This window comes from Paenibacillus sp. FSL R5-0475 (genome assembly GCF_038004585.1).
GTDB lineage: Bacteria > Bacillota > Bacilli > Paenibacillales > Paenibacillaceae > Paenibacillus_AQ.
The window spans coordinates 3,310,137-3,335,140 of the sequence record NZ_JBBORK010000001.1; the positions used below are offsets into that span (position 1 = coordinate 3,310,137).

Annotated in this window: 17 protein-coding genes; 1 reads left to right on the forward strand and 16 read right to left on the reverse strand. The window is 44.2% G+C overall.

Annotation, left to right across the window (positions count from 1 at the left end; translation table 11 throughout):
* Positions 1–5: 5 nt before the first annotated feature.
* From MKX41_RS14855 to MKX41_RS14865, 3 genes are all read right to left on the reverse strand, one after another.
* Complete coding sequence (locus MKX41_RS14855) at positions 6–842, reverse strand: GDSL-type esterase/lipase family protein (RefSeq protein ID WP_042190053.1); 837 nt, start codon at positions 840–842, stop codon at positions 6–8.
* A 247-nt stretch (positions 843–1,089) separates the two neighbouring features.
* Complete coding sequence (locus MKX41_RS14860) at positions 1,090–1,869, reverse strand: CAP domain-containing protein (protein WP_340971486.1); 780 nt, start codon at positions 1,867–1,869, stop codon at positions 1,090–1,092.
* A gap of 258 nt (positions 1,870–2,127) precedes the next feature.
* The gene (locus tag MKX41_RS14865) at positions 2,128–4,092 is read right to left on the reverse strand and encodes a WG repeat-containing protein (protein ID WP_340971488.1); all 1,965 of its coding nucleotides are present in this window, start codon (positions 4,090–4,092) and stop codon (positions 2,128–2,130) included.
* 238 nt (positions 4,093–4,330) lie between these two features.
* On the opposite strand from MKX41_RS14865, the gene MKX41_RS14870 reads away from it, so the two are divergent.
* A complete protein-coding gene (locus tag MKX41_RS14870; protein ID WP_340971490.1) occupies positions 4,331–4,600 on the forward strand; it encodes a hypothetical protein in 270 nt (89 codons plus the stop codon).
* A 1,107-nt stretch (positions 4,601–5,707) separates the two neighbouring features.
* On the opposite strand, the gene mglC is transcribed toward MKX41_RS14870, so the two are convergent.
* The 13 genes from mglC to MKX41_RS14935 all read right to left on the reverse strand — a co-directional run bounded on the left by mglC (position 5,708) and on the right by MKX41_RS14935 (position 25,002).
* On the reverse strand, positions 5,708–6,715 hold the full coding sequence (mglC, locus tag MKX41_RS14875; RefSeq protein ID WP_339266122.1) for a galactose/methyl galactoside ABC transporter permease MglC: 1,008 nt from the start codon (positions 6,713–6,715) through the stop codon (positions 5,708–5,710).
* A gap of 52 nt (positions 6,716–6,767) precedes the next feature.
* On the reverse strand, positions 6,768–8,279 hold the full coding sequence (locus tag MKX41_RS14880; protein ID WP_076284598.1) for a sugar ABC transporter ATP-binding protein: 1,512 nt from the start codon (positions 8,277–8,279) through the stop codon (positions 6,768–6,770).
* Positions 8,280–8,424: 145 nt separating this feature from the next.
* Positions 8,425–9,501 carry a galactose ABC transporter substrate-binding protein gene (locus tag MKX41_RS14885; RefSeq protein WP_143764073.1) on the reverse strand — a complete coding sequence of 359 codons (1,077 nt, stop codon included), beginning with the start codon at positions 9,499–9,501 and terminating at the stop codon, positions 8,425–8,427.
* A gap of 283 nt (positions 9,502–9,784) precedes the next feature.
* Positions 9,785–10,807, reverse strand: coding sequence for a substrate-binding domain-containing protein (locus MKX41_RS14890; RefSeq protein ID WP_076284597.1), 1,023 nt, complete (start codon positions 10,805–10,807; stop codon positions 9,785–9,787).
* A complete protein-coding gene (locus tag MKX41_RS14895; protein WP_340971494.1) occupies positions 10,804–12,633 on the reverse strand; it encodes a sensor histidine kinase in 1,830 nt (609 codons plus the stop codon). Before MKX41_RS14895 ends, MKX41_RS14890 begins: the two co-directional genes overlap by 4 nt.
* Before the next feature lie 2 nt (positions 12,634–12,635).
* Positions 12,636–14,288: a response regulator gene (locus tag MKX41_RS14900; RefSeq protein ID WP_339266128.1), complete on the reverse strand. Its 1,653-nt coding sequence runs from the start codon at positions 14,286–14,288 to the stop codon at positions 12,636–12,638.
* 157 nt (positions 14,289–14,445) lie between these two features.
* Positions 14,446–14,910 (reverse strand): GNAT family N-acetyltransferase, encoded by a 465-nt coding sequence (locus MKX41_RS14905; protein WP_231573317.1) that lies wholly within the window; start codon positions 14,908–14,910, stop codon positions 14,446–14,448.
* Positions 14,900–16,090 (reverse strand): formate-dependent phosphoribosylglycinamide formyltransferase, encoded by a 1,191-nt coding sequence (gene purT, locus MKX41_RS14910; protein WP_042190070.1) that lies wholly within the window; start codon positions 16,088–16,090, stop codon positions 14,900–14,902. Before purT ends, MKX41_RS14905 begins: the two co-directional genes overlap by 11 nt.
* A gap of 149 nt (positions 16,091–16,239) precedes the next feature.
* Entirely contained in the window at positions 16,240–19,926 is a 3,687-nt protein-coding gene (locus tag MKX41_RS14915; protein WP_340971497.1) for a dynamin family protein, read from the reverse strand.
* A gap of 404 nt (positions 19,927–20,330) precedes the next feature.
* Positions 20,331–20,597, reverse strand: a complete 267-nt coding sequence (locus MKX41_RS14920; protein ID WP_042129455.1) for a hypothetical protein — start codon at positions 20,595–20,597, stop codon at positions 20,331–20,333.
* 25 nt (positions 20,598–20,622) lie between these two features.
* Positions 20,623–21,303 (reverse strand): endonuclease III, encoded by a 681-nt coding sequence (nth, locus tag MKX41_RS14925; RefSeq protein ID WP_042190074.1) that lies wholly within the window; start codon positions 21,301–21,303, stop codon positions 20,623–20,625.
* Between the two features lie 219 nt (positions 21,304–21,522).
* Positions 21,523–24,255: an S-layer homology domain-containing protein gene (locus MKX41_RS14930; RefSeq protein ID WP_340971502.1), complete on the reverse strand. Its 2,733-nt coding sequence runs from the start codon at positions 24,253–24,255 to the stop codon at positions 21,523–21,525.
* A gap of 87 nt (positions 24,256–24,342) precedes the next feature.
* Complete coding sequence (locus MKX41_RS14935) at positions 24,343–25,002, reverse strand: GerMN domain-containing protein (protein ID WP_340971504.1); 660 nt, start codon at positions 25,000–25,002, stop codon at positions 24,343–24,345.
* Between the last annotated feature and the right edge of the window lie 2 nt (positions 25,003–25,004).

Here is a 25,004-nt window from a genome sequence, read left to right on the forward strand (position 1 = left end):
CTGTTCTAGTGTATAGCCTGAATGAATCGCTCTCCAATTCGTTGATAGCCATCCCCATTCGGATGAAAATGATCCGTTGATAAGTATTTGTCCAAATGCTTGTTAAACAAGTCGAAGGTTGGAACCAATGTCATATTGCTGTGCTTATTAATAATATCCATTGCCGCATTATTCCACTTCGCAACCGCCTGATTACCTGGTACAAGTAGATCTGGTATATCACCAAAGGGATTGTATAACCCCATATAATAAATTTGAGCGTTTGGATTGATTTCCGTGATTTTCTCCAGAATCTTACCTAATCTTTCCACTGCTTCCGGAAGGGCTGCTAGCAAAGACTCTGGAGTCAGCTCTTGATCAGTCGTGGATTCACTTTGAAGTGCGCCACTATTCTGCAAAATATTGGAGTCCTTGAATAAATCATTCCCTCCGATCGAGAGCAGAATGACATTCGCCATATGCAGCGCGTAATCTATACCATCTTCATCCAGCTTGCTTTGCAGTCCTGCAGTTGTTAAACCATTAATTCCCATGTTACCCAGTAAATCAACTTCGACACCTTTAGCGGATAAACCACTAACCGTACGCTTAACAAATCCTTCTCCGGTGTTATCACCAGTTCCCTTGGCTAGCGAATCTCCGAGAGCAACAACTTTGAGCTTCTTAACCGTCTCCGTCACTGGAGCGGCTGTTTGCTGAGGTAAGTTGGTCCCTGACGCTTCTCCAACCGGATAGATGATGTCTCTGACCGCATAAACTAAACCTACAATTAGAATTATTGTTGTTACTATGGAAATCAGGCTGACCGTGCGCCATGTCCACTTTGAATCATTCAAAGCCATCCCTCCGTGTGCCGTTCTATTATGTATTGTTCCACATTTTACAAAGATCTTAACTATGTACATAAACATAAATCTTCCATACCGGTTTTGCAAATGTCTAAAATAGAAATAAATCCAGCTAATCCGCTTATTTAACCCGAATCTGAATACGAAAATTCTCAAAAAAATTTAGCGATTAAAGTTTGGGTACAAAAAAACGTTCCCCGATTTTCATCGGAGAACGTTTGATTCCAGCAACTTTTTTCAATTATTTACCAATAAATTCTTGAACCCAATAGTTATTGTCATACCCTACACCGATATAATTGAAGTTAGCATTCAAAATATTAGCCTTGTGACCAGGACTATTCATCCATGCTTTCATTACTTCTTCTGGTGTTTTTTGACCCATGGCGATGTTCTCGCCTGCAGCGTTATAAGTGATCCCAAAGGATTTCATCATATCGAATGGTGAACCATACGTAGGTGAAGTATGTGAAAAATAGTTATTAGTACGCATATCCGTAGCTTTTGTAGCTGCTACTTTATGAAGGCTGTCCAACCCAGAAACAGGCTTCAAACCAGCTGCTGCACGCTCTTTATTTACCAGCGTTACGATCTGTTGAACATAAGTTCCTTTATTGCTCGCAGCACCTGTAGTAGGTGTAGTTTCTGTAGGTTTAGTTACAGGTTTAGTTACAGGTTTAGTTACAGGTTTAGTTACAGTAGTCGTATCCGAAGGCTTAGTTACAGGCTTGGTTACAGTAGTTGTATCCGAAGGCTTAGTAACCGGAGTTCCGGTAGATGTATCTTTGTTTGGAACCGTTCCTGTTTGAGGCTTGGACACCACGATTGTGCTATTAAAAATAGGGAATCCCTGTAGGTTAGCTTGTTTTAAATATTGTAAAACTTGCTCATAGCTAGTACCTGATTTAATTACTGTTACCTCAGTTGAGGCCGCATTCGCTTCGAGTGGAAGAGAAATACTAAGTGCCATAACAGCTGCTACACTACCACCAATAATTGCTCTTAATCTCTTGTTCTTCATTCTGCCATCTCCTCTTTCTTGTGTGTAATATATGTTTCTGCTTAGAGTGACCAGCTACAAATGTTACAAAGTTGTAATTTGTTCCTCAGTCATTGTAGCATAAATCTATCAGCTGTGCTCTTCTAATTTTTAACATTTACTAGTCTTGATTGTAAGTTTCCTGAGCATGAATTGCATTCGATATTGGCGTTAAAAAGCAAAAAAAGTCGCCATTCTCGAGAGAATAGCAACTTCTATGTGCTAATAGATAAAAAGTAACTAGTGAAACGACTGCCAAAATTCTCCCTCAGTAGAGATAAGTCCCATAATTTCTGCATAAGGAATACGGAAAGTAGGAAAACCCGCAGAATAAGGAGCAATCTCATAAGGTGCGAAATAAAGATATAACGCTTCATTATCTACAAAGAAAGGCTGATCTGAGGTAATTCCTTTATACGTATCCGGAAAAACATAGGAGTACTCAGGATCGTTTTCAATCTGCTTACCTACGATTTTACTGAGCTTCTCCACGTATCTACTTCCTGGCTTGAACAAATCACCTAGCTTATAGAACCTTCCGTTACGTACGTTAGTATGTGTAAAGATTTTGGTAGGCATGCCGTGGGCTGCTCCAAAAGGATAACGGTAACCCGTTAACTCCAGCACTAGAAGGTTTTTGCGGAAAAAGGACACTGAAAAATCACCATTATAACTGAAATCCTGTGTTGCTCCATTACTACCTGGGTCTTCGACTAGCGAAAGCTTCCGTAATTTATCATTAACCTCTCTAGAAACTTCCGCGCTTGCAATTCCTTCAACAACCGGATAGTAAACCAGATAATCCCTGTTCGGTTTGTACTTCTTCTCGACTACGGAATATGGAGGTCTCAGTGGGATGACTCCATTTTGCCTCCAAATCTGCTTCCCTTGACGATCATAATATGCTGTACGTTGATCTATATCTGCTCTAATTAAGCGTCCACTGAGGGTAAGTGTTCCCGTCCCTTGAATAACTGGAGGCTGAGCTGCTCTTTTTCCAGTTCGATCTATAAAAAAAGTCTCCTTAGCATCATATACAGATGCCAGTCCGTCCTGATAATTATTCACACCAAGCAGGGTATGATTGCTCAGAATTGCTCCTGTCTCTGCATCAGCGATAATATACCGTGAGCCTCGATAAGGTTGACTAGGGAATATTGGTGTTCCTATAGCTGCTCTGCCTTCACCAAGCTGCAGGACTTCATAATATTTCGCGGGGATAATCATTTTTCCTTGTTTATCAATCAGCCCGTAGGCGTTGCCATAGTTCTCAGCGGTATTCACTACTGCACGCCCCTCCGAGAAAGGTAAGGCAGAAGTGAATTGTGGCTGAATAGCTACTGTTCCATCCGTGTTTAAATAGCCGTACTTACCGTTCTCAGTCTCTTGATAGGAGAGCAGCCCATCACCCGGACTCCCTACGAATGGATGATTGTACGTATAGAGAATCTTTCCTTCAGGATCAATGAGTGCGTACTCCCCCTCTTTAATCTTGACTAAAGCCACACCATTCATGAAATCATTGGCGTCCACATAAATTGCAGGCAAAACCTCTTTGCCTTGCGCATCTACATACCCATATAGTGATTGACCACCCGTTGTATTTTGTTTCGAAAATAATGCAAGTCCCTCATGCAATGAGTTTAGATAATCATAACGGGCTGGAGTCACCTCTTTACCTTTTTCATCGATAAATGTGTACCCTTTCGCATCTGATACTACTGCGCGTCCTTCCGAAAAAGGGGCAATAAACGAGTAAATGGGCTTCACCCGCTCCCTTCCAGAGCTGTCGATCAGTCCGCTACTGTTTTTTCGTTGTACAATTGCTAGCCCGTTCTTCTGAAAATCCTCAGCATATTCGTATCTAGGTTCAATCTGAGCACGACCTTCGTCGTTAATATATCCCCAGAGCATACCCTCTTTAAGATTAAAGGGCGCCGGATGTAGCCCAGTATTCCTTAATTCGTCATCAACCCACTCCGGTAATACATACGGCGTCTCATAAGGCTTATTAGAGTAGTCTACACGATATAATCCCGCCTCTGCCGGGATCGTAACGAACAGCTCCTCTTCTGTGCGTATGAAATCTTCTTCTTGCTGCGTAATATATTCGTTCCAGCCAATGCCGTCCCATCTCCATACATCCGCTTGCAATGGACCATTGTCATTCCCTTTCCCCAGCTCATTCAATCTAATCCTTAACATCGAGTCGCTCCCCTTTAACAAAGGCATTTGCCTATAGAATATGGGAGAATGTTGGTTTATGTGATTTTGATCTTTGAGGTGTGGGAGAAGGGTTAGGGTGTGTAATAGGTGTTGCGTGAGGGAGAACGTGACGGCGAGACTGAAAGCTGTGCAAGTGGTGAGGCGGGGCTTGCGTGAGCGGACTAACGGGCGGAGGGACTTGGATAGAGCACGCCTGGAGCGAGGAGTAACGTAGGATGTGCAGAGTAAGTATGTGGGTGGGTTTGATTTTGTGCGAGATGTGTTGAGTGAGCACGGAAGTGCGATTGATGTGATGATGCGGTATGTGCTGAGCAGTCGCTCCACGAACGGAATGTTACTCCCATCGCTGCTGTCTCCAAATTTCTTGATTTGCACCTCAGTTTCGGATGAAATTCGGAAACAAAGGCGAACGCTACTGCTTGTACGCAATCATTCTGTTCTCTCCGCTGCTATCAGCGTGTTTCGTCAATACTATCTCACTATGTAGCTCGTTTCTATCGATTCAAGGCAGTTACACCTCCTGTTCTTCCACAGTAGCTCGTTTCGGTATTTCTGGGGCATTTATACCCCTAATTCTTCCACTATGGCACTTTCACGCTATTTCTGGGGCATTTATACCCTTTATTCTTCCACTTTGGCTCTTTTCCGCTATTTCTGGGGCATTTATACCCCTTATTCTTCCACTAGGGCTCTTTTCCGCTATTTCTGGGGTATTTATGCCCTTGTTTCTTCATGCATCCGCTTCATATAGCTCATTTTCGTCGATTCTAAGGGATTTTTACCGTTCATTTGCCACCTGTAGCTCATTTCAGCCGATTCTACGGGATTAATACCGTTCTTTTACCACTTCTAGCTCATTTCAGCCGATTCTACGGGATTTTTACCGTTCTTTTGCAACTTGTAGCTCATTTCAGCCGATTCTGCGGGATTATTACCGTTCTTTTACCACTTTTAGCTCATTTTCGTCGATTCTACGGGATTTTTACCGTTCATTTGCCACATTTCAAACAAAAACAAGTGAAGTTTCTGCATGTAATATAAGTTGGTCTTAGACGTGGCTAAGTCGCTATAGGATTACTGGCGGCAGTAGGCGAAGGTGTTCGCACGAAGGTGTTGGCACGATGTTGTTGTAGCGGTATTGGGTATAGTGATGTTGGTTGTGACGGTGTTAGTTGCAGAAGTGTTGTTGCAGCAGTGTTGTTGTAGCGGTATTGGATGTAGCAATGTTGGTTGTGACGGTGTTAGTTGCAGCAGTGTTGTTGCGCCAGTTTTAGTTATAGCAGTTTTGGTTGTCGCAATTTTATTTGTGACAGTGTTAGTTGTTTGTTTTTACCTGCTACTTTTTCGAAGCGAAGCCATCGAAACAGGCATGCCAAAAAGCGTTTGCGATAACTAGCAAACGCTTCTTCTGCCCTACCCCAGCGAGGTGATAAGGATAACGGAGGGGAATTTTGGAGCTGTAGAAACGAAGTGGTCGCCTTTGTTCTCAGATTCCAACCGCTAACGCGGTATCAATCAAGGAATCTGAGAACAACAGCGATCGTAAGCCCAATATTCCCCGGAGTTAGCACTTAATCACCACGCAACCACGCTGCTACTTCTTCGAAGAGTACTTCCGCATATCAAATGCGACAGCGGCTATAATAATCAAACCTTTGATAATCAACTGATAGTACGGGCTAATACCGATAAAGGTCAGACCGTAGTTAATGAGAGTAAAGATGATAACCCCCACTAGAACACCCGGCACAGTACCGATACCCCCGGTTGTAGATACACCACCAACTACACAAGCTGCAATGGCATCAAGCTCATACATGTTACCGTAGTTATTAGTTGCTCCACCTGTTCTAGCAGCTTCCAGAACGCCTGCCAGACCATAAAGCGCACCAGCAATGGCATAGATGTAAATCAGGTTCTTGGATACATCGATACCGGATACTTTAGCTGCCTGCATATTTCCGCCAATAGCATACATATTCTTACCCAGCTTGGTTTTATTGAATACCACCCACACAATGGCAGCGACACCCAAGGCTATCAGCACGATATACGGGATTGAATATTGGCCGCTCCCGATAAAGCCCGAGCCGATCTTGGTGAAATCAGGACGCAGACCGCCGATTGGCTGGGATTGGTTCGGGTCCATATCAAAGTACAGGGAGTTCAGCCCGTACACGATTAGCATTGTACCCAAGGTAGCGATAAATGGCGGAACATGAAGCTTGGAAACGACAATACCATTTATAAGTCCACAGAGAAGACCAGCAACGATAGCAATAAGGATTGGAAGCCATACTTCCACTTGCGGAAGATCTGGAAAAAAACGACGGGAATAGTCTGGGATTTGCAGCATCGAAGCGGAGATAACTGCCGTAAAACCAACCACCCGTCCAGCGGACAAGTCAGTACCTGCCGTAATAAGGATAAAGGCAACCCCAAGTGCGATGATAACGCGTGTAGACGACTGAATCAGTACGTCACGCAGGGTGTTGATGGACATAAAGTTTGGATCGTATATGATGATCCCCATAATCAGCAGTACCAGCACAATGTAAATTGCGTTTTGAGTCACAAAGGATTGAGCTTTTTTAACGTTCATTAGTAGTGATCCCCCTTAAAATTACGCAAACATATTCTCCTATCCGTACTCCTTAATGCTGTGCAGCGAGACGCATAACTTCGGTTTCCGTAGCTTGCTCGCCTTCTAATATTCCTGTAAGCCGTCCTTCCGACATGACCATTACACGGTCAGACATTCCGAGCAGCTCCGGCATTTCAGAGGAGATCATAATGATACTCTTCCCTTGCTGGGCCAAGTCGGCAATTATGGAGTAAATCTCGAATTTAGCCCCTACGTCGATACCACGGGTCGGCTCGTCCAGAAGCAGGATTTCGGGCTCAGTAAGCAGCCATCTGGCGAGTAGCACCTTTTGCTGATTACCACCAGAAAGATTCATGATTAACGTTTTGGTTGTAGGTGTTTTAGTTCGTAATTTTTCAATCATTTTATCTACTTCAACTTTTTTCTTCTTGCTATTCAGCAAGAGGTACGGTTTTTGGTAACGATGGAGATTAGCAATCGCACCATTCTCATGGACAGATAAAACTGGGAAGATACCGGTTACACGACGCTCTTCGGTAAGCAAAGCCATTCCGTGTTTCTTAGCATCTTTCGGAGAATTGATAGTAACAACCTTGCCTTTAATAGAGATCGTTCCGGATTTCAAGGCTCGCAAACCGAACAACGCCTCAATTACTTCAGTTCTCTGGGCACCTACCAGACCCCCAACACCAAGGACCTCTCCACGTCTTAATTCGAAAGACACATCTTTAAAAGATCTTTCCTCCGGAGAGGTTAAGCCTTCCACTTTCATGTATACTTCACCAGGTACGTTGAAGCGTTCAGGGAAACGGCTGGTCAAATCGCGGCCCACCATTTTTGAAATGATAATATCTGTAGTTAATTCCGCCGCTGGCCAGGTTCCGATTTTTTTACCGTCACGCATAATAGTAACTTCGTCAGAGATTGCGAGAATCTCTTCCATTTTGTGAGATATATAGATAATAGCTACGCCTCTACTTCTGAGATCCCGTATGATCCTGAATAAATGTTCCACCTCCACACTGGTTAAGGAAGAAGTGGGTTCATCCATTACAATAACTCGGGAGTGAAAAGAGACAGCCTTCGCAATTTCAATGGATTGGATTTTGGATACGGAAAGCTTACCCACTAATGTTTCGGGATTCAGGTCGATATCCAGATCTTTAAACAAATTTTCCGTGTCAGTGAACATTTTCTTATGGTCAATAAACTGAATCGGTCCGATTCCCTTCGTTGGAAAACGTCCTAGCCAGATATTCTCCATAACACTTCGGAACGGCACGGGATGCAACTCCTGGTGAATCATCGAAATACCACTTTTTAACGCATCATTTGAACTGCTGATAGAAGCCTTCTCACCATCCAAAAAGATCTCACCGGCATCCGGTGAATAAATACCAAAAAGACATTTCATAAGTGTGGACTTACCTGCACCATTCTCACCCATAAGTGCATGCACCGAACCCGGTCTTACTTTTAAACTAACATCGTCCAGCGCTTTAACGCCGGGGAATTCTTTAGTAATGTTGTTCATTTCCAGCAAAAACTCAGCTTTTTCCATGTTGTTACGCCCCCTACGCTTTTTTTCTTTTTTATGAGAGGCACAGCGGTTCCATCCTGTTCCCTGCCTAAAAGAAATACCGAGGAGCGGTTATCCGCTCCCCGTGCTGTCATATGATCATGAGTAACTCTGTAGCCGAGGTTAATTACTTAGCGTCAGCTATGTTGTCTTTCGTAATCTTTTTGTAGGAAATCCATACGTATTGGTTGTCAGTGATATCAAAGCCTACATTATCTTTCGAAGGCGTTTCGCCTTTAGCAAGCAGAGCAGCAACTGTGATGGCAGCCTTACCTTGGTTATTCGCATCATTCAGCACTGTACCAAGCATTGTTCCATCTTCCAGCGCTTGAATCGCAGGAGCCGTTGCATCCACACCTACTACCGGCATGAATTTGTCACCCGTAAAGTAGCCGGAAGCTTTCAGAGCTTCGATTGCACCGAGGGCCATATCATCGTTGTTAGCAAGAACCGCTTCAATTTTGTCGCCGTGGGAGCCAAGGAATGCTGCCATTTTTTCTTGTCCTTTTACGCGATCCCACATTGCTGTATCTTCAGCCAGTTTCTCTACCTTGATTCCTGCATCTTCGATAGCTTGAATAGAGTAAGTAGTACGAAGCTCAGCATCTTGGTGTCCTGGTTCACCTTTCAGCATTACATATTGGAGAACACCGTCGCCGTTCTTATCCGCTTCAGGATGTGCTTTCCAGTAGTCAACAATCAGTTGACCGGACATTGTACCGGACTCTTCTGCTTTCGCACCTACATAATAAACTTTATCCCATTTCTTCATATCTTCAGGAAGCGGTTCGCGGTTAAGGAATACCACTGGAATATTTGCTGTTTTTGCTTTTTCGATAATGACGCCAGCAGCTGTACGGTCAACTGGGTTAATCAGCATCCCGTTATATTTTTTAGTGATGAATAAGTCAACCTTGTCATTTTGTGTGGGTTGTGAATTTTGGCTATCTACGATATCTACTGTAGCGATGCCTTTAGCAGCACTATCGATAGCGTTACGAACACCTGTCATAAAAGTATCGTCAAATTTGTAAATGGCGACCCCAACTTTAGGCGTTTCTGTTGTAGTGCCCGAGTTCTCAGTCTTTGGAGCGTTAGTTGCCTTGTCTGTAGCACTATCTGTAGTTTTGTTGTTGCCACCACAGCCTGTCAGAGCAGCACCCAGCAAAGCACTAGCTAATAGAACGGAAGTGATTTTTTTCATTATTCATTGACCTCCTATTTATACTTCTTTTTTTGTTTGCCCCTGATCGTCTCGGGTACATCCATATTATGCCTCACCTGAAAACGCTTGCGAATATAAAATCCTACTCATTACTATAAAAATTCTAATGAACCCAAGAAGAAATATAAGGATGATTTTCATTAAAAATTTATACTTTCTTATATTCTAAAATAAAAAACGAATACCGCCCCATTCAAGGATGGTATCCGTTACACGAAACGTATAAGCATAAACGCCTTCGGCGCCTATTTTAAATCAGCTTCTATCTAACAAACGGAAATAACAGCTTTTGATTCTCTGGCCACAGCATATTGTCCAAATCAATTAACTTTGTTCCTGTATCGACGCGTTCTGGTACATCGATTCCTTCGATCACTTCAACGGCATGTTTTACAGCCAAATACCCGTTGCTAAAAGGATTTTGGATCACTGTTGCTTGAACAGTACCGTCCTGCAGCAATTCCATCATGGAAGGAGAGCTATCAAAGGCTACCATTTTTATATTTTGCAGCCCCCGACTTTGGATAGCCATTGCCGCCCCCTGTGAAGCAGTCTCATTCAGGCTCGCGATTCCCCGAAGATTCGGATGCTTCAGCAGCATCAGTTGTGTAAGATCTTCTGCATCCTTAATACTGGAGGTCGTGTATGAAATCTCAACCACTTGTATATTCGGATAACGTGCAGTGTAATTTAAAAATCCCTTCTCCCGCTCCTCCGCATCTCTTGCACCATACTCAATGCCGTTAGAAGACTCCAGCTTCTCACTCTGCGTTGAATTGGTGAAGTTAATAATGCCAACCTCGCCGTATCCTTTTAACAGCTTGATCAATCTTTCTGCAGATTTTTGACCCGCTTCATAGCCGTTCGAGCCAATATATGTCCTTACTCTTGCTGAACCTACTTCCGCATCTACGGATATGACAGGGATTTTGGAATAAGCCGCCTGATCTACAACCTGAGCAAGCCCCATGTAACTACTTGCAGCTAAAATAATCACGTCTGCTTTTTCTTTTATGGAGTCCTGCACCATTTTCACCTGTTCTGTGATGTCACTCTCGGAGTCCGGAGCTTTGAAGGTTAGTTTGACGTTGAATTCCTGCGCTGCAGCTTCTGCTCCCAATTTAACCGTATTCCAGTAATCGCCCCTGTTCATTTTCACAATAAGATGAATATTACGGGTCTTATTTGTGTTAATGTAATTGGGCGCTGAATTAAAACAAGAGGTAACTGTAGTCCATAACACCGCACACATTAACAAGGTTAGCCAAAAACGAAAGGTTTTCATGACGATGTCTCATCCTCCTTAAGCCCTTCATTGCCTTCGCCTTTTGCTAGTGCCGGGAAGATAAGGATAACCGTAGTGCCTTCTTCAATTTCACTTTCAAAAGAAAGTCCATATTCACGGCCATAGTACAACTCAATACGCTCGTTCACATTTCTTACGCCTACCCCGGAACCACTCATACTCTTACTGCCGCCTGTCAAAATAACCTTCATAGTCTCCTTGGACATTCCTAATCCATTATCACTAATCCTTATAATGACAAGATTGTCCTTCAGTTCTGCTTGGATAGAGATAAAGCCTTCATCAGGCATCATTTCTATTCCGTGATACAAGGCATTCTCTACAATCGGCTGCAAAATCAGCTTAATCGTCTGACACTGCAGTACTTCATCTTGTGCAATGATCTCGTAGCGGAATTTATTTTTAAAACGAAAGCTCTGAATGACGAGATAATGACGAATATGATCAAGCTCTTCCTGCACGGTAATCATATTATTCCCTTTGCTTAGACTAATTCGGAAAAACTTAGATAAAGATTGAATCATTGTAACGACCTCCTCCGTCTTACCACGCTCAGCAAGCCGGATCACAGAGTTCAAAGTATTGTACAAAAAGTGTGGATTAATCTGGGATTGCAGAACTTCAAGCTCACCCTTACGTTTCGTCTCTTGTTCATAAATAATTTGATCCATCAATTGACGGATACGCTGTAGCATGAGGTTAAAGCGTTTAGACAACTGTTCTACCTCATAGGCGCCACTCACATCGATTCGAGTATTAAGATCCCCTTCTCCTACCTGCTGAAGTGTCCGTTCCAGCTTACGGATCGGGCGGGCAATTCGCGCAGACAAAAAGACAGATACGATAATTACACATAAAATAACTACCGCTAAGAACCAGGATAAAAAGTTGTTCAGATCACGCTTGGTGGTCACGATCTCGTCATAATAAGCAACACCTACTATTTTCCACCCGGTTTGTTCTAACGTACGTACTGTAATAAATCGTTTTTCACCTGTAGACTCATCCAAATAGCTACGATAAGCATATTCCAATACCGGCTCCACATTCTCATACTTTAAACCAGCATAAATAAGCTGCTGCTGCGGATGATACACGATGTTGCCTAACTGATCGAGGATGTAAGCGTATCCTCTTTTACCAAGCTTAACCTGCTTACTCAGCTCATCTATGGTGCGAAAGTTAAAATCCATCAGGAGGATACCCGTTTTTAGGACTCCATTTTCCTGATATTGAATGAGTTTACTGATCGACACAACCCAAATATATTGACCTTTAAACAAGTTCTGAATATGGGGCGCTGAATAGGAGATCTCAGATGTTCTTTTGGCCGTTGTAAACCAGCTCTGGGTTTCTAACTGTGTGTTGCTGCGCAACTTCTGTCCTGCTGTACCCACGACGTATTTCCCCTGTGGTGTAAAAACCGCAGCAGAAACCAGATCCTCTCTACTTCCCATTAACATGGCCATTCTTTCCATCAGTAAAGCAGAGTCCACGGAGGGACTATTCGTAATTTGATCTTCTGCAGTTTCAAAAATATTTCGCATTCCTTTTACATAAAGCTCCAAATTGTAGTTCACTTGCTCAATAATCTGCTGCATATTCATATTGGCATTCTCTTCTGCTGTCTTCGCAAACTTGTTATACAGCATAAGGCTGACAACGACGGCTACAAGAACGGCAACGGATGTAAAAGTGAGCGTAATCGTTACTTGAATACTACGCAGCTTAGAGGACAACCGGCGTTTCCCCCCTGTTGGATGCTGCGGCCGCAGTCGAAAAGAATATGGCTTTTCTTGCCGCATAACTACCCTCCTCTGGAGCTATTTTTATACTCTTTGGGAGACTGACCATATTTTTTACGGAAGCAAAAGCTGAAATAGTTAGGATCAGCAAAGCCAATTTTCTCGGCGATTTCAAAAGCCTTCAGTTCCGTGGAGCGTAAAAGTTCCTTCGCTGCCTCTAATCGGATTTGCAAGAGATAACTAACGAAAGTCATCTTCATTTCCTTCTTAAAAATACTGCTAAAATAACCCGTACTGATATGTAAATGCTGACAGACCTTTCCGATAGAAATATCCGATTCCTCATAATGGCTACGGATGTAATCTTTAGCTTCATCAATGAGCAGCTTATAGCTAGATTGGCGTTCTAAGGCAATAGAGTCCATTAGCCGGCTGCAGATCGTAATAATCCATTGCTTGGCTTCACTCATACTATTGAATTTATTCATCTCAGTTAATGAGGAAATGCCAGATCCAACGAACTTAGCAGCATCACTACCGGACTCTTTGGCTACACGCAGGATGGATGTAATAATCTCCAGCAAAAAAATCTGATAATCCTGAGTAGATACCTGCTCAGCATTCAATCCGCCAAATAACTCCTCCACGACCTCCTTAAGCTCCTGTACGGTTCCCATCTTAATCGTTCGGATTAAGGACTGCTGGGTCAATTCATCATAGGCCAAGAGTGTATTCGAACGTGACTCCACATCCTCGATCCAAATGACTCTGTTATTGCCAAGAATGAGACGATAATCTAACGCTTGCATGGCATCTCCAAAGGAGTTAAATAGCATAGCAGGCGAGTGACAAACCGTTCCAGAACCAGCGGTTACCGTTAGCTTAAGAAACCGCTGCACATTGTGGCGGATTTCTTCTAGAATTTCAAAAGTCTTCCCCGTAATTTCAGTTTCTTCTCCTGCATCACAAATGGAAAGAAGCACTACCTCATCACGATGGATAAACACCCTGCCAAAATTATGCTTATTACATAATTCTTCTGCAATATTCAGCACAGCGAAGAGCTGTAAATTTCTCTCTCCCGTATCTCGCAAAGAAATTTGCTTACCTGCGGTAAGGCTAACCGTTTCCCGCTCTGGACGAATATAATCCACACTAATTACCGAGGCTTGGAACCATTTTCCATGTAGATCTATTCCGTATTCCGAACTTTTCTCGTCTATTTCATTCATTCGTAACTTGCGTGAAACTAGTGAAGATAAAAACTGCTCACGCAGCACAGGCAGACTTTTCCGATAATGCTCACTGAGTACAAAAACATTCTCCTTCTCTGCGATTTCAGCCTCTATAGTGGCTCTGACCTTTAGCAGAACATCAATCAGCTCCTGTGAAGAAAACGGTTTCAAAATATACTCATCGATTTGCAGTTTAATCGCCTTCTGTGCATATTCAAATTCATCATACCCTGTCAGAATAATGATCTTGGTATTAGGATGCCGCTCGCGAATCCATTCCGCCAGCTGCAGCCCGTTCATAAAAGGCATTTGAATATCAGTCACAACTACATCCGGGAGTAAACGATCTATCGCATCCGCTGCCTCTCGTCCATTCTCCGCCTGTTCTACAATTTCGAAGCCATAGTGCTCCCAATCAATCTGACTGATGACCCCTTCCCTTACATCTTCTTCATCTTCAGCAAGAATTAACTTGTACATTTCTCATCCCTCTTTGGACACGATTTATTTAGCTGTCATAAAATTCATTCTATATGATTCAAACTATTCCATCTATGGTTAAGTTATTTAAATAGATTTTGAGCAAAAAAAACCATCCCGCCGTAGCTGGGATGGGGATGATCGGAACCTATAAGTATTATAGCAACGCTTTGTTAAAGCGATAGCCTGCTGTCTTTTCGAAACCTAGATGACGATAAAAAGCATGTGCCGGTGCGCGTTCTACGCGGTTACCACTTCTCAAGAAGAGCTGACAGCAACCTTGCTCACGTGCCCATTCTTCAGCTGCGGCCACAAGTCTTTTACCGAGTCCATTTCCTCTGAGTTCTTCTGATACGATAAGTGCAGTAATCTCAGTGATACAATCTGTCTGTTTGTAATACGAGATTACCTGTCTAAGACCGACCATTCCCACAACTTCATTGTTTAGTTCTGCAACAAGCGTGCATTGGAGATGGTTATTCTCCATGCTTTCAAGTCTCTCTTTCATCACGCTAAGCGTTGTTGGATAGCCGAATTCACGCAGAAGCGCTGTCACTCTCTCCAGATCATTCAAGCCGCATTTGCGAATTTCCAGTACAGGTGCCATGGTACTACTGTTCATCCTCATTTACCTCCACTTTTAGCATAGACGCTGCCTGCTTGGCTACCGTCCGCGCGATTTCCACATTTTCCGCCGCACTTAACGCTACAGCCATCCGCCGCCCTGGACGGACTTCTGGTTTACCAAACACCCGAACCTGAGTCCTAGGTAGATCCAAAGCTTCACCAATTCCGGTCACAACAAAAGCTCGTCCTTCTCCTTCAGCCTTCAGCGTAGCTGAGGCACCTGGTGTCAGTAATTGTACTGACTGGACTGGAAAACCAAGAATAGCTCTGACATGCACTGCAAATTGAGATAAATCCTGCGTTGCCATCGTTACCATCCCCGTATCATGAGGTCTAGGGGACACTTCACTAAACAATACGCCTCGATCCGTCAAGAAAAGCTCCACTCCAAAAATACCAAAACCTCCGAGCTGATCGGTAACTGCCTTGGCAATAGACTGAGCTTCATCCAGAAGTTCCGCCTTCATAAAGTGAGGCTGCCATGATTCGACATAATCCCCGTCCTTCTGAATATGCCCAATAGGTGGACAAAATATCGTGCCAGACACGGACCGCACCGTTAAAAGTGTAATCTCGCTTTCAAAGGTAACGAATGCCTCTACGATAACACGAGTGCCTTTAGCTCTCGCTCCATCCAAAGCAGTGTTCCAGCATTCTTCCGCATCCTCCGGTCTTTTGCAAACACTCTGACCTTTGCCGGAAGAACTCATAATCGGCTTGATGACACAAGGAGTGCCTAGTTCTGCAACGGCTTGATGCAGTTCTTCCAGACTATCTGCAAAACGATAATCCGCTGTTGGCAATCCAAGTTCTTCAGCAGCAAGTCGGCGAATGCCTTCTCTGTCCATGGTCAGACGAGCCGCTCGTGCGGTCGGAACAACGAAGAAACCTTCCTCTTCAAGCTCTTGAAGAGCATGAGTAGCGATTGCTTCAATCTCCGGAACAATAACATCCGGTTTTTCTGAGCGAATAAGCGTTTTAAGCGCCTCTGCATCCAGCATATCAATAACATGTGAACGATGAGCTACACCCATCGCTGGTGCATCGCTATAACGGTCTACAGCTACGGTCTCTACGCCAAGACGTTGAGCTTCGATTATGACTTCCTTACCCAGTTCCCCGCTGCCCAGTAGCAGCAGCTTGCGGCTTTGAGCTGAAAAAGGAGCTCCCCACATTGTCGATTTCAACCTCTTTCGGCAAATTGACTATCTCGTTTCCATAAATTTCTGAAAACAAAACAGTTTCATTGTATATTTTCAGGCTTCTTTATTTTCATCCATCATACGCCAGATTGCAAGTGTTCTTCGACAATTTCCTACAAATTTCAAAGATTTTTGTCTAATCTATCAACGAAAGATTGTTCCAAGAGAGATAATTGGTGACCTAATTGACCCCAATGATCTGCGGATTCACCCCCTTTAAGGAGATCTAACATCGCTTTCTCTTGCTCCGCTAACCCTTCTTGTAGGCGTTCTGCAGCAACCTTTAATTCTCTGGCTATGCAATCGACATAATGCGCAAGCAATTTTTTCTTCTGCTCTGCCGCCGCAACATTAACAGCTTCTTTCACAAGAGGCTCAGCCGCACCTTTGACTTGCTCCCGGCCAGCGCCTTCAAAGAAATAGCGAGGGGATTTGAAATGTCCCCATAAGGTTGGCCATTCCACGGACTGAAGCTGGCATTCCAGCTCACTAGGAGAAGGCCATGCTGCTTCTTCATTCTCCATCAGATGAAACTCTTGAGTAGAGAAAAACAGCTCAGTAGCAGCCGCTTCAGCCGCTTCATGAACAAGTCTACGCCCAGTACTTTCTAGTCGCAGCGTTGTCGCCCATAGCTCTTGCTCCAATTCACGCTTAGTGGTACGCATCAGCTCTGCACCACACGCAGCGAAGATAGCTTTTAAATTTCCTGCGTCCTCACGTAATAATGAGGGGTGGAAAGATTCCTGAAAATTTCTGGTGAAGGAGAAGCTGATTCGTTGACAGACATGATAGATCAGTTCCTCACCTTCATGAACAAGATCTCTGCTAGGACGTTCTTCGGTCTCCAATAGGGAAAGTCTCTTCATAGCTAGCTGACGACGTTCTTGCATTTCTTTTAATCCTGCTTCACGCTCGTTTGCCGCCATAGAAGCGAGATTCTGCCACTCTGCCGCCCTGCGGCGAACAGATGCGATGCTCTCTGCAGCTGCGTTAAGTGAAAGTTGAGGAAGTTCATCTCCCGCAAAGTTTGATAAGGCTTGCTCAAAATGATGGAAACGGGAAGCCTCATAGCGTGCATAATCATGCTGGGTTTTGCCTTCCAGAGCAAGCAAGCTAGAGAGTGCATAAATTCTCGGCGAGCGTAAGCCGCCTGCACGTAAATTTTGAGCAACATGTTCTCGTACCTCTTCCAATTCATCTTCGCCTGAAGCAAGATCAGAAGCGTTGATAATAAAGAACATTTTATCAAGTGCAAAGCTATCTTTAATTCGGCCTAGCTGCGCAAGCAGACCTCGATCTGCTTTTGAAAAGGCGTGGTTGTAATAGGTAACAAAACAAATCGCGTCTGCGTTTTTCATGTAATTAAAGGTTACGCCTGTATGACGAGCATGCAATGAGTCGGCTCCTGGTGTATCCACGAGTACAATTCCGCTTTCGGTCAATGGACAGGCATAATACAAATCAATCCCCTGCACAAAACAGGCTCGGGTCTCCTCTGCTACAAGGCCTCGGTATTCTTCTAAATCAACCGTTCGCACCGTTCCCAGCAAGGGCTCAGCTTCTGCCCAGCCAGCCGCTGCTGCCCTTAGAAATCCAGAATGTGGCAACGCAGAAGGATGAACTCCCCTTGCAGGCAAGCTTGCTAGAACTGTTGTCCATGAGTTTTGCTGTGGTTCTCCTAGTTGCAGCACACTGAAGGAATGGCAGATGTCATCCCAGAAATCTGCCATGGTCTTCATTGTGACAACCGCGCTGGCATGGCGGAAGTCACCTTCCGGCGCCAATATGCGGTTGACCGCAGCCGTGGCGGGATGTGGAGACACGGGCAGTACTTCTTCGCCGAGCAAAGCGTTGGCGAAAGAGGACTTACCCGCGCTGAATGCACCGAACAGCGCGAGGGTAAAGCGGCCGCCGGCGAGATCCTCCGCCCGTGCGGCCAGACTCCGCGCCGCCGATGCCATCGCTGGCTCGCGGCGCAGCAGCTCTGCCGCAGCCGCCAGCGCGTCAGCGGCTGCCGATAGCCGGCGGCGTCCGCCCGCCGGCGAAGCCGTTCCCGCCGCCCAATTTGCGGCGGCGGCACTTCCAGCCGCGACGTTTTGCGGCGGCTGGACCTCCCGCGGTGCGGCGCTCTGCGCAGCCGCTCGCGGGGTTACCCTCACCTCCGGCAGGATGCCGGGGGTGAGGGGCCGGCGCGGTGGCAGCAGCGCCGCGAGCTCGTGCGCGCGGGCAGCTGCCGCGCGGTCCAGCGCGGCTAGCGCGTCAACGGCGCGCGCCTGCCGCGCAAGAGCCTGTTCGCGGCGCTGGAGTACGGCACGCTGCTCCTCCATGAGCGGCGGCAGCTTCGCTAACAGCACATCGCTCACCGCTAACGCGGCACGGCGGAACTGGCTCTTAATATCAGCCGCAAGTGTGCGGCAGAAATTGAGCAGCGCCTCGCCGCTATACCCCGTTCCCGGCTTAACTGCAGCCGCCAGCCACTCCTGGCTCACCGCCGGGAACCCTTGCTTCAGAGTCGTCTCCGCCTCCTCCTCCCACAGCCCGAGATTCTCCGCCCAATCACGTACCAGCTGAATCAAATGCCATTCCAGCTGAGCGGAAACCTCTCGGGTCAACAGTCCTTGCCAGACTGCCAGTCGTTTACTTTGTTCCTTCTCCCGCCGTGCAGCCGTAGAGAATAACCCTAATCGAAACGTAGGGCTAGCACTTTCCATATAGCTTCCCGACGCCTCTCTTACATCTGCAGGCATTAGATTAGCATTATTAAGTAAGGTGTCTAGGCCAGTTCGCAAACTCGCTCGTGACTGCTGAGGCAACGCCTCAAGTCGTTCCTTCTCTTCTTCGAGTGACTTCAGTTCATTCGTCACTGTCTCTGCATTCGTACCTTCTAGTTCTTCAAGGAGAGCTGCTCTTTCCTCCTGCTGATCTTCACGGAATGCAGTTAGAGAAGAATCCGCTGTATGATGAATAGAACGAGACAAGCTATATTGAAGCAGTTGCTCCTTTTGTTCCAACAGTTCGGTTATAAGGCTGAGTAGATGATCCCAATGATTAAGAGGATGCTCTTTCTTTTTGAGAGAGGTGAATAGAATTCCCGCACAATGAATCCCCCATTGTTCAAAAGCATTTTCAAGTTGACGTTTATATTCCTCAATGGAAATCTCTTGTTCCCTGTGCTTGTCGATCTGATTAACAATCAGATACAAAGGTTTACCCCAATCACTAAGATTTTTAGCAAAGGCCAAATTATTCTCTGACTGTACATGGTTATAATCCATTACATAAAATACGACATCAGCTAAATGCAGCGCAGAGCGGGTGGCCGCCTGATGACCATCATCCGTCGAATCAACACCAGGTGTATCCAATAGTACGCCATCCTTGCCTAGCAGTGGTATCTCATTCCACACTTCAATTGCGGAATATTCACCACCATTTCGACAGTATTCTTGTAATTTTTCTGGAGTTGTCTCTATAGGAGCAGGATCATTTTTACTTCCTTCAACTCTAGGATAAATAAGCACTCGTGGAACTCCACTGCGTATAGAGACAATATTCGCACTAGTCGGCACAGGTCCAGAAGGCAGCACTGAACTGCCGCAAAGAAGATTGATCATACTGGATTTTCCTGCCGAAAAATGTCCGCAAAAAGCAAGGGTCAGTTCATTCCCACCCTCTTTACGTTGTAAATCTTCATATATACGTTCAGAGCCTTCATCACCCCAGCGATGCATTAATCCACGCAACTGGAAAAGCAGCGATGCCGTTTCACTTAATGTCTCTTTCTCGATTCTAACCTGTTCCGCTCTCACTGACTCTCCACCTCCACTGTTACCATCTAATCATGCTTTGAATATAACCCATTCAATAATACGAAATCAGACTCATTTTTAAAATATAAGAAAGTAAAAGTTTCACATTATCCTTATATTTCTCGCTTAAACGCTTACCGTCCTTATAAGGACGCCGAAGACGTTTATGCTTATTCAATGTTTATACAGGTGTAATTTCTGTGATGTCACGCAGAACCTTTTTTATAAATAATAATTACAGTTTATCACCAGTTTGATACAAATTAAATACACACTACTTACAAAATAACCTATCATCTCTTACGAAATGAGGTTATTCAAACATCTTTCTGCTTTTTCGCTAGAAAAGTAAGAAGCAAAAAAGGAGCCAACCCTAGGGCCGACTCCTTTTATCACTTCTAAATTTATGCAGTTTCCGAAACAGGCAACAGAATTTCGAATACTTTTCCGTGTTGCAGAATAGTCAAACCACGAGATTTATCTCTCATTACAACAACCTCAGGTTTCACTGACATACGCTCAAAATAGTGTTCAGGAACGTCACCGGAATGACTGATCGTGATACCTTCTACTTCTTGCTCTTCGTTCTCTTCGAGTGGGCTTTCCACTACGCGATCAAAAATATCCGAGAACACTTCAAAATTATCTGTGTATACAGAAATGCATTTCATCTCTATCCCATCCTCTTCTTCAACTCTAACTTTTTGGCGTATGATCTTTAGCTTTCCTGACAACAGCTGTTTTCATACGTTTTTTGCCCTCTCGACATACATCAAGGAGCGGGCAAACTTGACATTTTGGGTTCTGTGCCTTGCAGTGATATCGTCCGAAAAAGATAAGCCGGTGATGAGTGATCGTCCATTCGTCACGTGGCACAGCCTTCATCAGCTTCTTTTCCACTTCCAGCACAGAATCTTTCCAGCCTGCTAATGCAAGTCGTTTAGCAACCCTCTCCACATGCGTGTCCACTGCAATGGCAGGAACTCCAAAAGCATTGGATACTACTACATTTGCAGTTTTACGACCTACACCGGGTAAAGTTACAAGCAAGTCATGAGCCTCAGGCACCTCGCCACCATACTGTTCTATGAGTATAGAGCATAGGCTTTGGATATGCTTAGCTTTGTTACGATATAGGCCGATGCGCCGGATATCCCCCTCCAATTCCTCCAGCGGTACAGAAATATAATCGATGGGGGCTTTGTACTTTTGGAACAGGTCCACGGTCACTTTGTTCACCGTTGCATCCGTACATTGGGCTGATAACAGTACCGCTATCGTTAATTCAAAAGCGTTACTGTGATTTAGCTCGCAATGAGCATCAGGGAACAAGTCTCCAATCGTATCCAAAATGTGGCGGACCTCTGCAACTTTCATAGTGTCCCCTCCACGGAGCGATTACGCTCATTAAAACTCACATGAGCGTGTCATCTCTAATGTAAAGAAATATAAGCAAAGTCTGTATTATAACGTATGGTTTCATACATTTCAAGAAAATACAACTCTTATACTTTCTTATATTTCAAAAAAAACGTCTTGACGCAGGCAAAGCTCCTGTGTCAAGACGGTGATTCACTCAGAAATCCACCATTGCTACTATTGTTTCACAATTTCAACCACGATATCATTATTGAAATACATTATAATATTATCATTTTCTTTCAGAGATTGCACGGACAATGTCGTATCTCCTTGATGAATATATACATTTGAAGCAAGAGTGAACTGATACTTATCGTTCAGATTAGCTCTCTTAGTCACCAATGAGTTCGTCGTACTGTCATAGCGAGAGAATGAACGAGTTAACTGTGGTAACACACGAATGACTGTCGCTCCATCCGTGTCTTTACGAATCTCCACTCTGTCCGCTGTTGTTAAGTTACTAAGAGCAGTTGTTGTGGCGCCATCACGTATGATTCTAACCCCACCGCTTACAGCAAAGTTTTGTGCCGCTCCAGCATACTCTTTTACAACCAAACTATTCGCTGCAGCATCGACTGAACTAATCTGACCCGTTGTAAGCTTAACTAGCTGAATAGCAAGCGGAGTGCTTCCATCAAAAGTCACATTAAGAAAATCTCCCGATTTCACAGCTGTCAGCTTAATGCTCTCGCCAGCTTCATTTGTTATTGGAAGTACAGCAGTATTGATCTCACTTGTTCCACCGCTCCATTTAACACTCAAACGATTGGTTCCGGCATTAACAGTTGCTGCTTCAACTTGTAAAGCTGTCTTCACTTTCAGTACTGCAATAATGTCCTGGCCAGTTGTCAGTGAGGCTGTCACATTACTACCTACAGGAACATCACTTAAAGTTGGACTATTCTTACCAAAGAGATCAATTAATTGTGGATAAGGCATCGTTAAAGTTTGCCCATCATTAAGCTTCAATACAATAGTTCTCGAGGAAGTATTAACAGCCGTCAAGGTTCCTTCATACTTTGTGACAATTTCCAACGATAAAGCCCGTTGTCCTATAGCTTTTACATTTACTTTACGGTTCTCAATAAGTTTCGTACCGATATTAGTTAAGTTAGGAAGTGCACCTTCAATTAACAGTTTTGTTTTTTCATCCAACTGAACGACATGCGCCTTTTTATTGGTATCCATAACTGTCAACAGCTGAGTTTTAGTATTATAATCAATAACCGTCGCTCCACTATACTGCTCAATTTGACGGCTTAACACTTCAATCTTTATGACTTGATCACTGCTGTTCAGCGTAAGCTGAATTTTGTCCCCACCTACTGTGTCAGCTATAAGATCATCGGCCACAGCGCTATTCATGTTCGGAATAACAATTGATGGTTTTGTTGCCAGGAGTTTGACTTCACGAGTTCCATCTTCTTTTTTATAAACAACAGTTGAACTGGTCAGTTCTGTAAGTACACCTTGAACTGTCCGTTCAACACCTTCTGTCACTTCTACAGACCGTATCACATTTTCTTTAACCGTATATTTAACAGCAGAACCTGTCTTCAATTCTGCAGGCTGCAATACGGATGCTTGATAAGTGAATAATGAAGTTCCATCTTCCCATTTAAAGGTTTCTACCGTACCAGCAGCATTTTTAAAAGTAATTCTTTTTCCAGTTAGATCTATACTTTGAATGGTTCCTGTTGTCGTTTTGTTAACTACCCCTGAAGTCACTTGAACATTGACCACTCTGTGTGATCCACTGTAAGTCTCACGTTGCAAAGTAACTACACTGTCTGCTACCAGCGAAGCAGGTTCAATTGGAGTCCCACTTGCGTCTACAAAGGTAGTCGTTTCATCGTAGTAATATTCAGTGAACCCAGTAGCTGATTTCAGCCATAGCTTATTACCAGGTGCTACCATTGCGAAGCTTCCGGAAAGACTCTCCACTTGTTGTGTAGGGTCAGTCACTTCAACATAAGCTGCATTATATGTCGCTCCAATTACAGTAACCTTTGTGTAAGGTTGGATATCACTTAGATTTATTCTACTTTCAGAAGCGCTTGTGTAATAAGCGGTGCTCGCTCCCAGGGTATATGTAGAAGACTTTCCGTTATTAAACACGGTCAGTTTCCCGTCTTTCAATTGACTAATTGTTCCTGTGTAAGTGTTATCATACTCAAGTGTATTATGGGCTTCTGCCCGACTGAAAAAGGTCGCCAGCTGAGCACGGGTCACAGCCCCTTGTGGATCAAAGCGATTACCGTCAAGACCATTGGCTAATTTTAGATCAACAGCAACGTTGATGTACCCTCTTTTGTTCGCAGAAACTTTAGAATCGTCTGCAAAGCCTGTCGGTTTGCTAGCTGCTACAGTTGCATCTGCACTTTTTCCTAGTGCACGAATTAACAGTTCAGCAATCCATTCTCGGGATGCTTTACGTTCACCCCATGAAGTTTTCAAATTATCAGGAGACATTTCCGTAGTTTTGTCCAAAAGACCTTGCTGGAAAGCTAGAACAACATAATCTTTGTAATAATTTGAAACCTTAAAATCAGTAGGCAAGGCCACAGCTGAAGAAGTATCCACTTTATCCTGCAACTTCATAAAACGTAATGCCATAAGCACGGCTTCCTGCTGAGTTACAGAATCTCCCGGGCGAAATAAACCATTATTTCCAACCACAATTCCTTGTGATGCTAATTTATAAATATGCTTTTCAGCCCAGAAGCCTGTCTTCACATCGCTAAAAATCCCTACAGATTGTGTAGTGGTTGTTGCTGCTGTCGTAGCAGCTGTGTCTGCAAACACTGCGCTTGCGCCACTAAAAATCATGGTTCCAGCCATAACAGCCGATACTGCTTTCGTAGAATAAGCCTTCAATGGTCGTTTTGACCTTTTTTGCGCGGACAATAGATTATTCCCCTCTCTATGACTCAAATAAATAGTATAATTTAAAATTCGTCAGTTAGATGCTTTTATCCTTTGTTGTAATAACAATTAGCTATTATCTCTAGTCATAGGATGCATTAGGTCAACATGACCCATCAAGCTTTCAACCTTTTCACCATCCACCAAAACTTCGATGCTTTTTACTTCTTCAAATTGAAAATAGGTTTTGGCAAGTGATGAAATCGCTAAGGACTCCCCACCAGCACCCAGCTGTGCTTCATCCGGTTTATGAAGATCCATCACAATTTGACCATCAACAAACTTTAACGATTTCAGTTCAATCTTGCTCCATAACGATACAAGGTCAGTATTCTCGTTGCTTTGCAATGCTTTGAACGTCTCTGTATATTTCTCAACATCGTCAGAGAAGCTAATGCTAGTCTTAGCAGGAATCAGATCCATAACTTGTGAATCCGTATAATATGCATCGATACTCTGGCTCTGTTTTTGCTTCTCATCTGCTACTGGCTTTGCAGTTGCCTGAGTTTCTGTGTTGCTATTATCTGCTGTCGGTTGCGGAGTGCTAGTCACTTCATTTCCTGGTTCATCGCTTGGAGCCGGTGTACTTTCCCCCGCACCACTTACAACATTTGAAGTATCTTGCTCCACACCATTTGCTGGAGCCGCAGTAGGCTTGTCTCCACAGCCAGCAATCACTAGCAGAAGCAGTGTAGCGATCCCAATTGTACTCCATTTTTGTTTCATCATTA

Coding starts and splice junctions, on each gene's coding strand:
- nth (WP_042190074.1), bottom strand. CDS start 21,303: ATGAAAGTTGCAGAGGTCCGCCACATTTTGGATACGATTGGAGACTTG.
- MKX41_RS14880 (WP_076284598.1), bottom strand. CDS start 8,279: ATGGAAAAAGCTGAGTTTTTGCTGGAAATGAACAACATTACTAAAGAA.
- MKX41_RS14885 (WP_143764073.1), bottom strand. CDS start 9,501: ATGAAAAAAATCACTTCCGTTCTATTAGCTAGTGCTTTGCTGGGTGCT.
- MKX41_RS14855 (WP_042190053.1), bottom strand. CDS start 842: ATGGCTTTGAATGATTCAAAGTGGACATGGCGCACGGTCAGCCTGATT.
- MKX41_RS14890 (WP_076284597.1), bottom strand. CDS start 10,807: ATGAAAACCTTTCGTTTTTGGCTAACCTTGTTAATGTGTGCGGTGTTA.
- MKX41_RS14860 (WP_340971486.1), bottom strand. CDS start 1,869: ATGAAGAACAAGAGATTAAGAGCAATTATTGGTGGTAGTGTAGCAGCT.
- MKX41_RS14895 (WP_340971494.1), bottom strand. CDS start 12,633: ATGCGGCAAGAAAAGCCATATTCTTTTCGACTGCGGCCGCAGCATCCA.
- MKX41_RS14900 (WP_339266128.1), bottom strand. CDS start 14,288: ATGTACAAGTTAATTCTTGCTGAAGATGAAGAAGATGTAAGGGAAGGG.
- MKX41_RS14865 (WP_340971488.1), bottom strand. CDS start 4,092: ATGTTAAGGATTAGATTGAATGAGCTGGGGAAAGGGAATGACAATGGT.
- purT (WP_042190070.1), bottom strand. CDS start 16,090: ATGTGGGGAGCTCCTTTTTCAGCTCAAAGCCGCAAGCTGCTGCTACTG.
- MKX41_RS14905 (WP_231573317.1), bottom strand. CDS start 14,910: ATGAACAGTAGTACCATGGCACCTGTACTGGAAATTCGCAAATGCGGC.
- mglC (WP_339266122.1), bottom strand. CDS start 6,715: ATGAACGTTAAAAAAGCTCAATCCTTTGTGACTCAAAACGCAATTTAC.
- MKX41_RS14935 (WP_340971504.1), bottom strand. CDS start 25,002: ATGATGAAACAAAAATGGAGTACAATTGGGATCGCTACACTGCTTCTG.
- MKX41_RS14920 (WP_042129455.1), bottom strand. CDS start 20,597: ATGAAATGCATTTCTGTATACACAGATAATTTTGAAGTGTTCTCGGAT.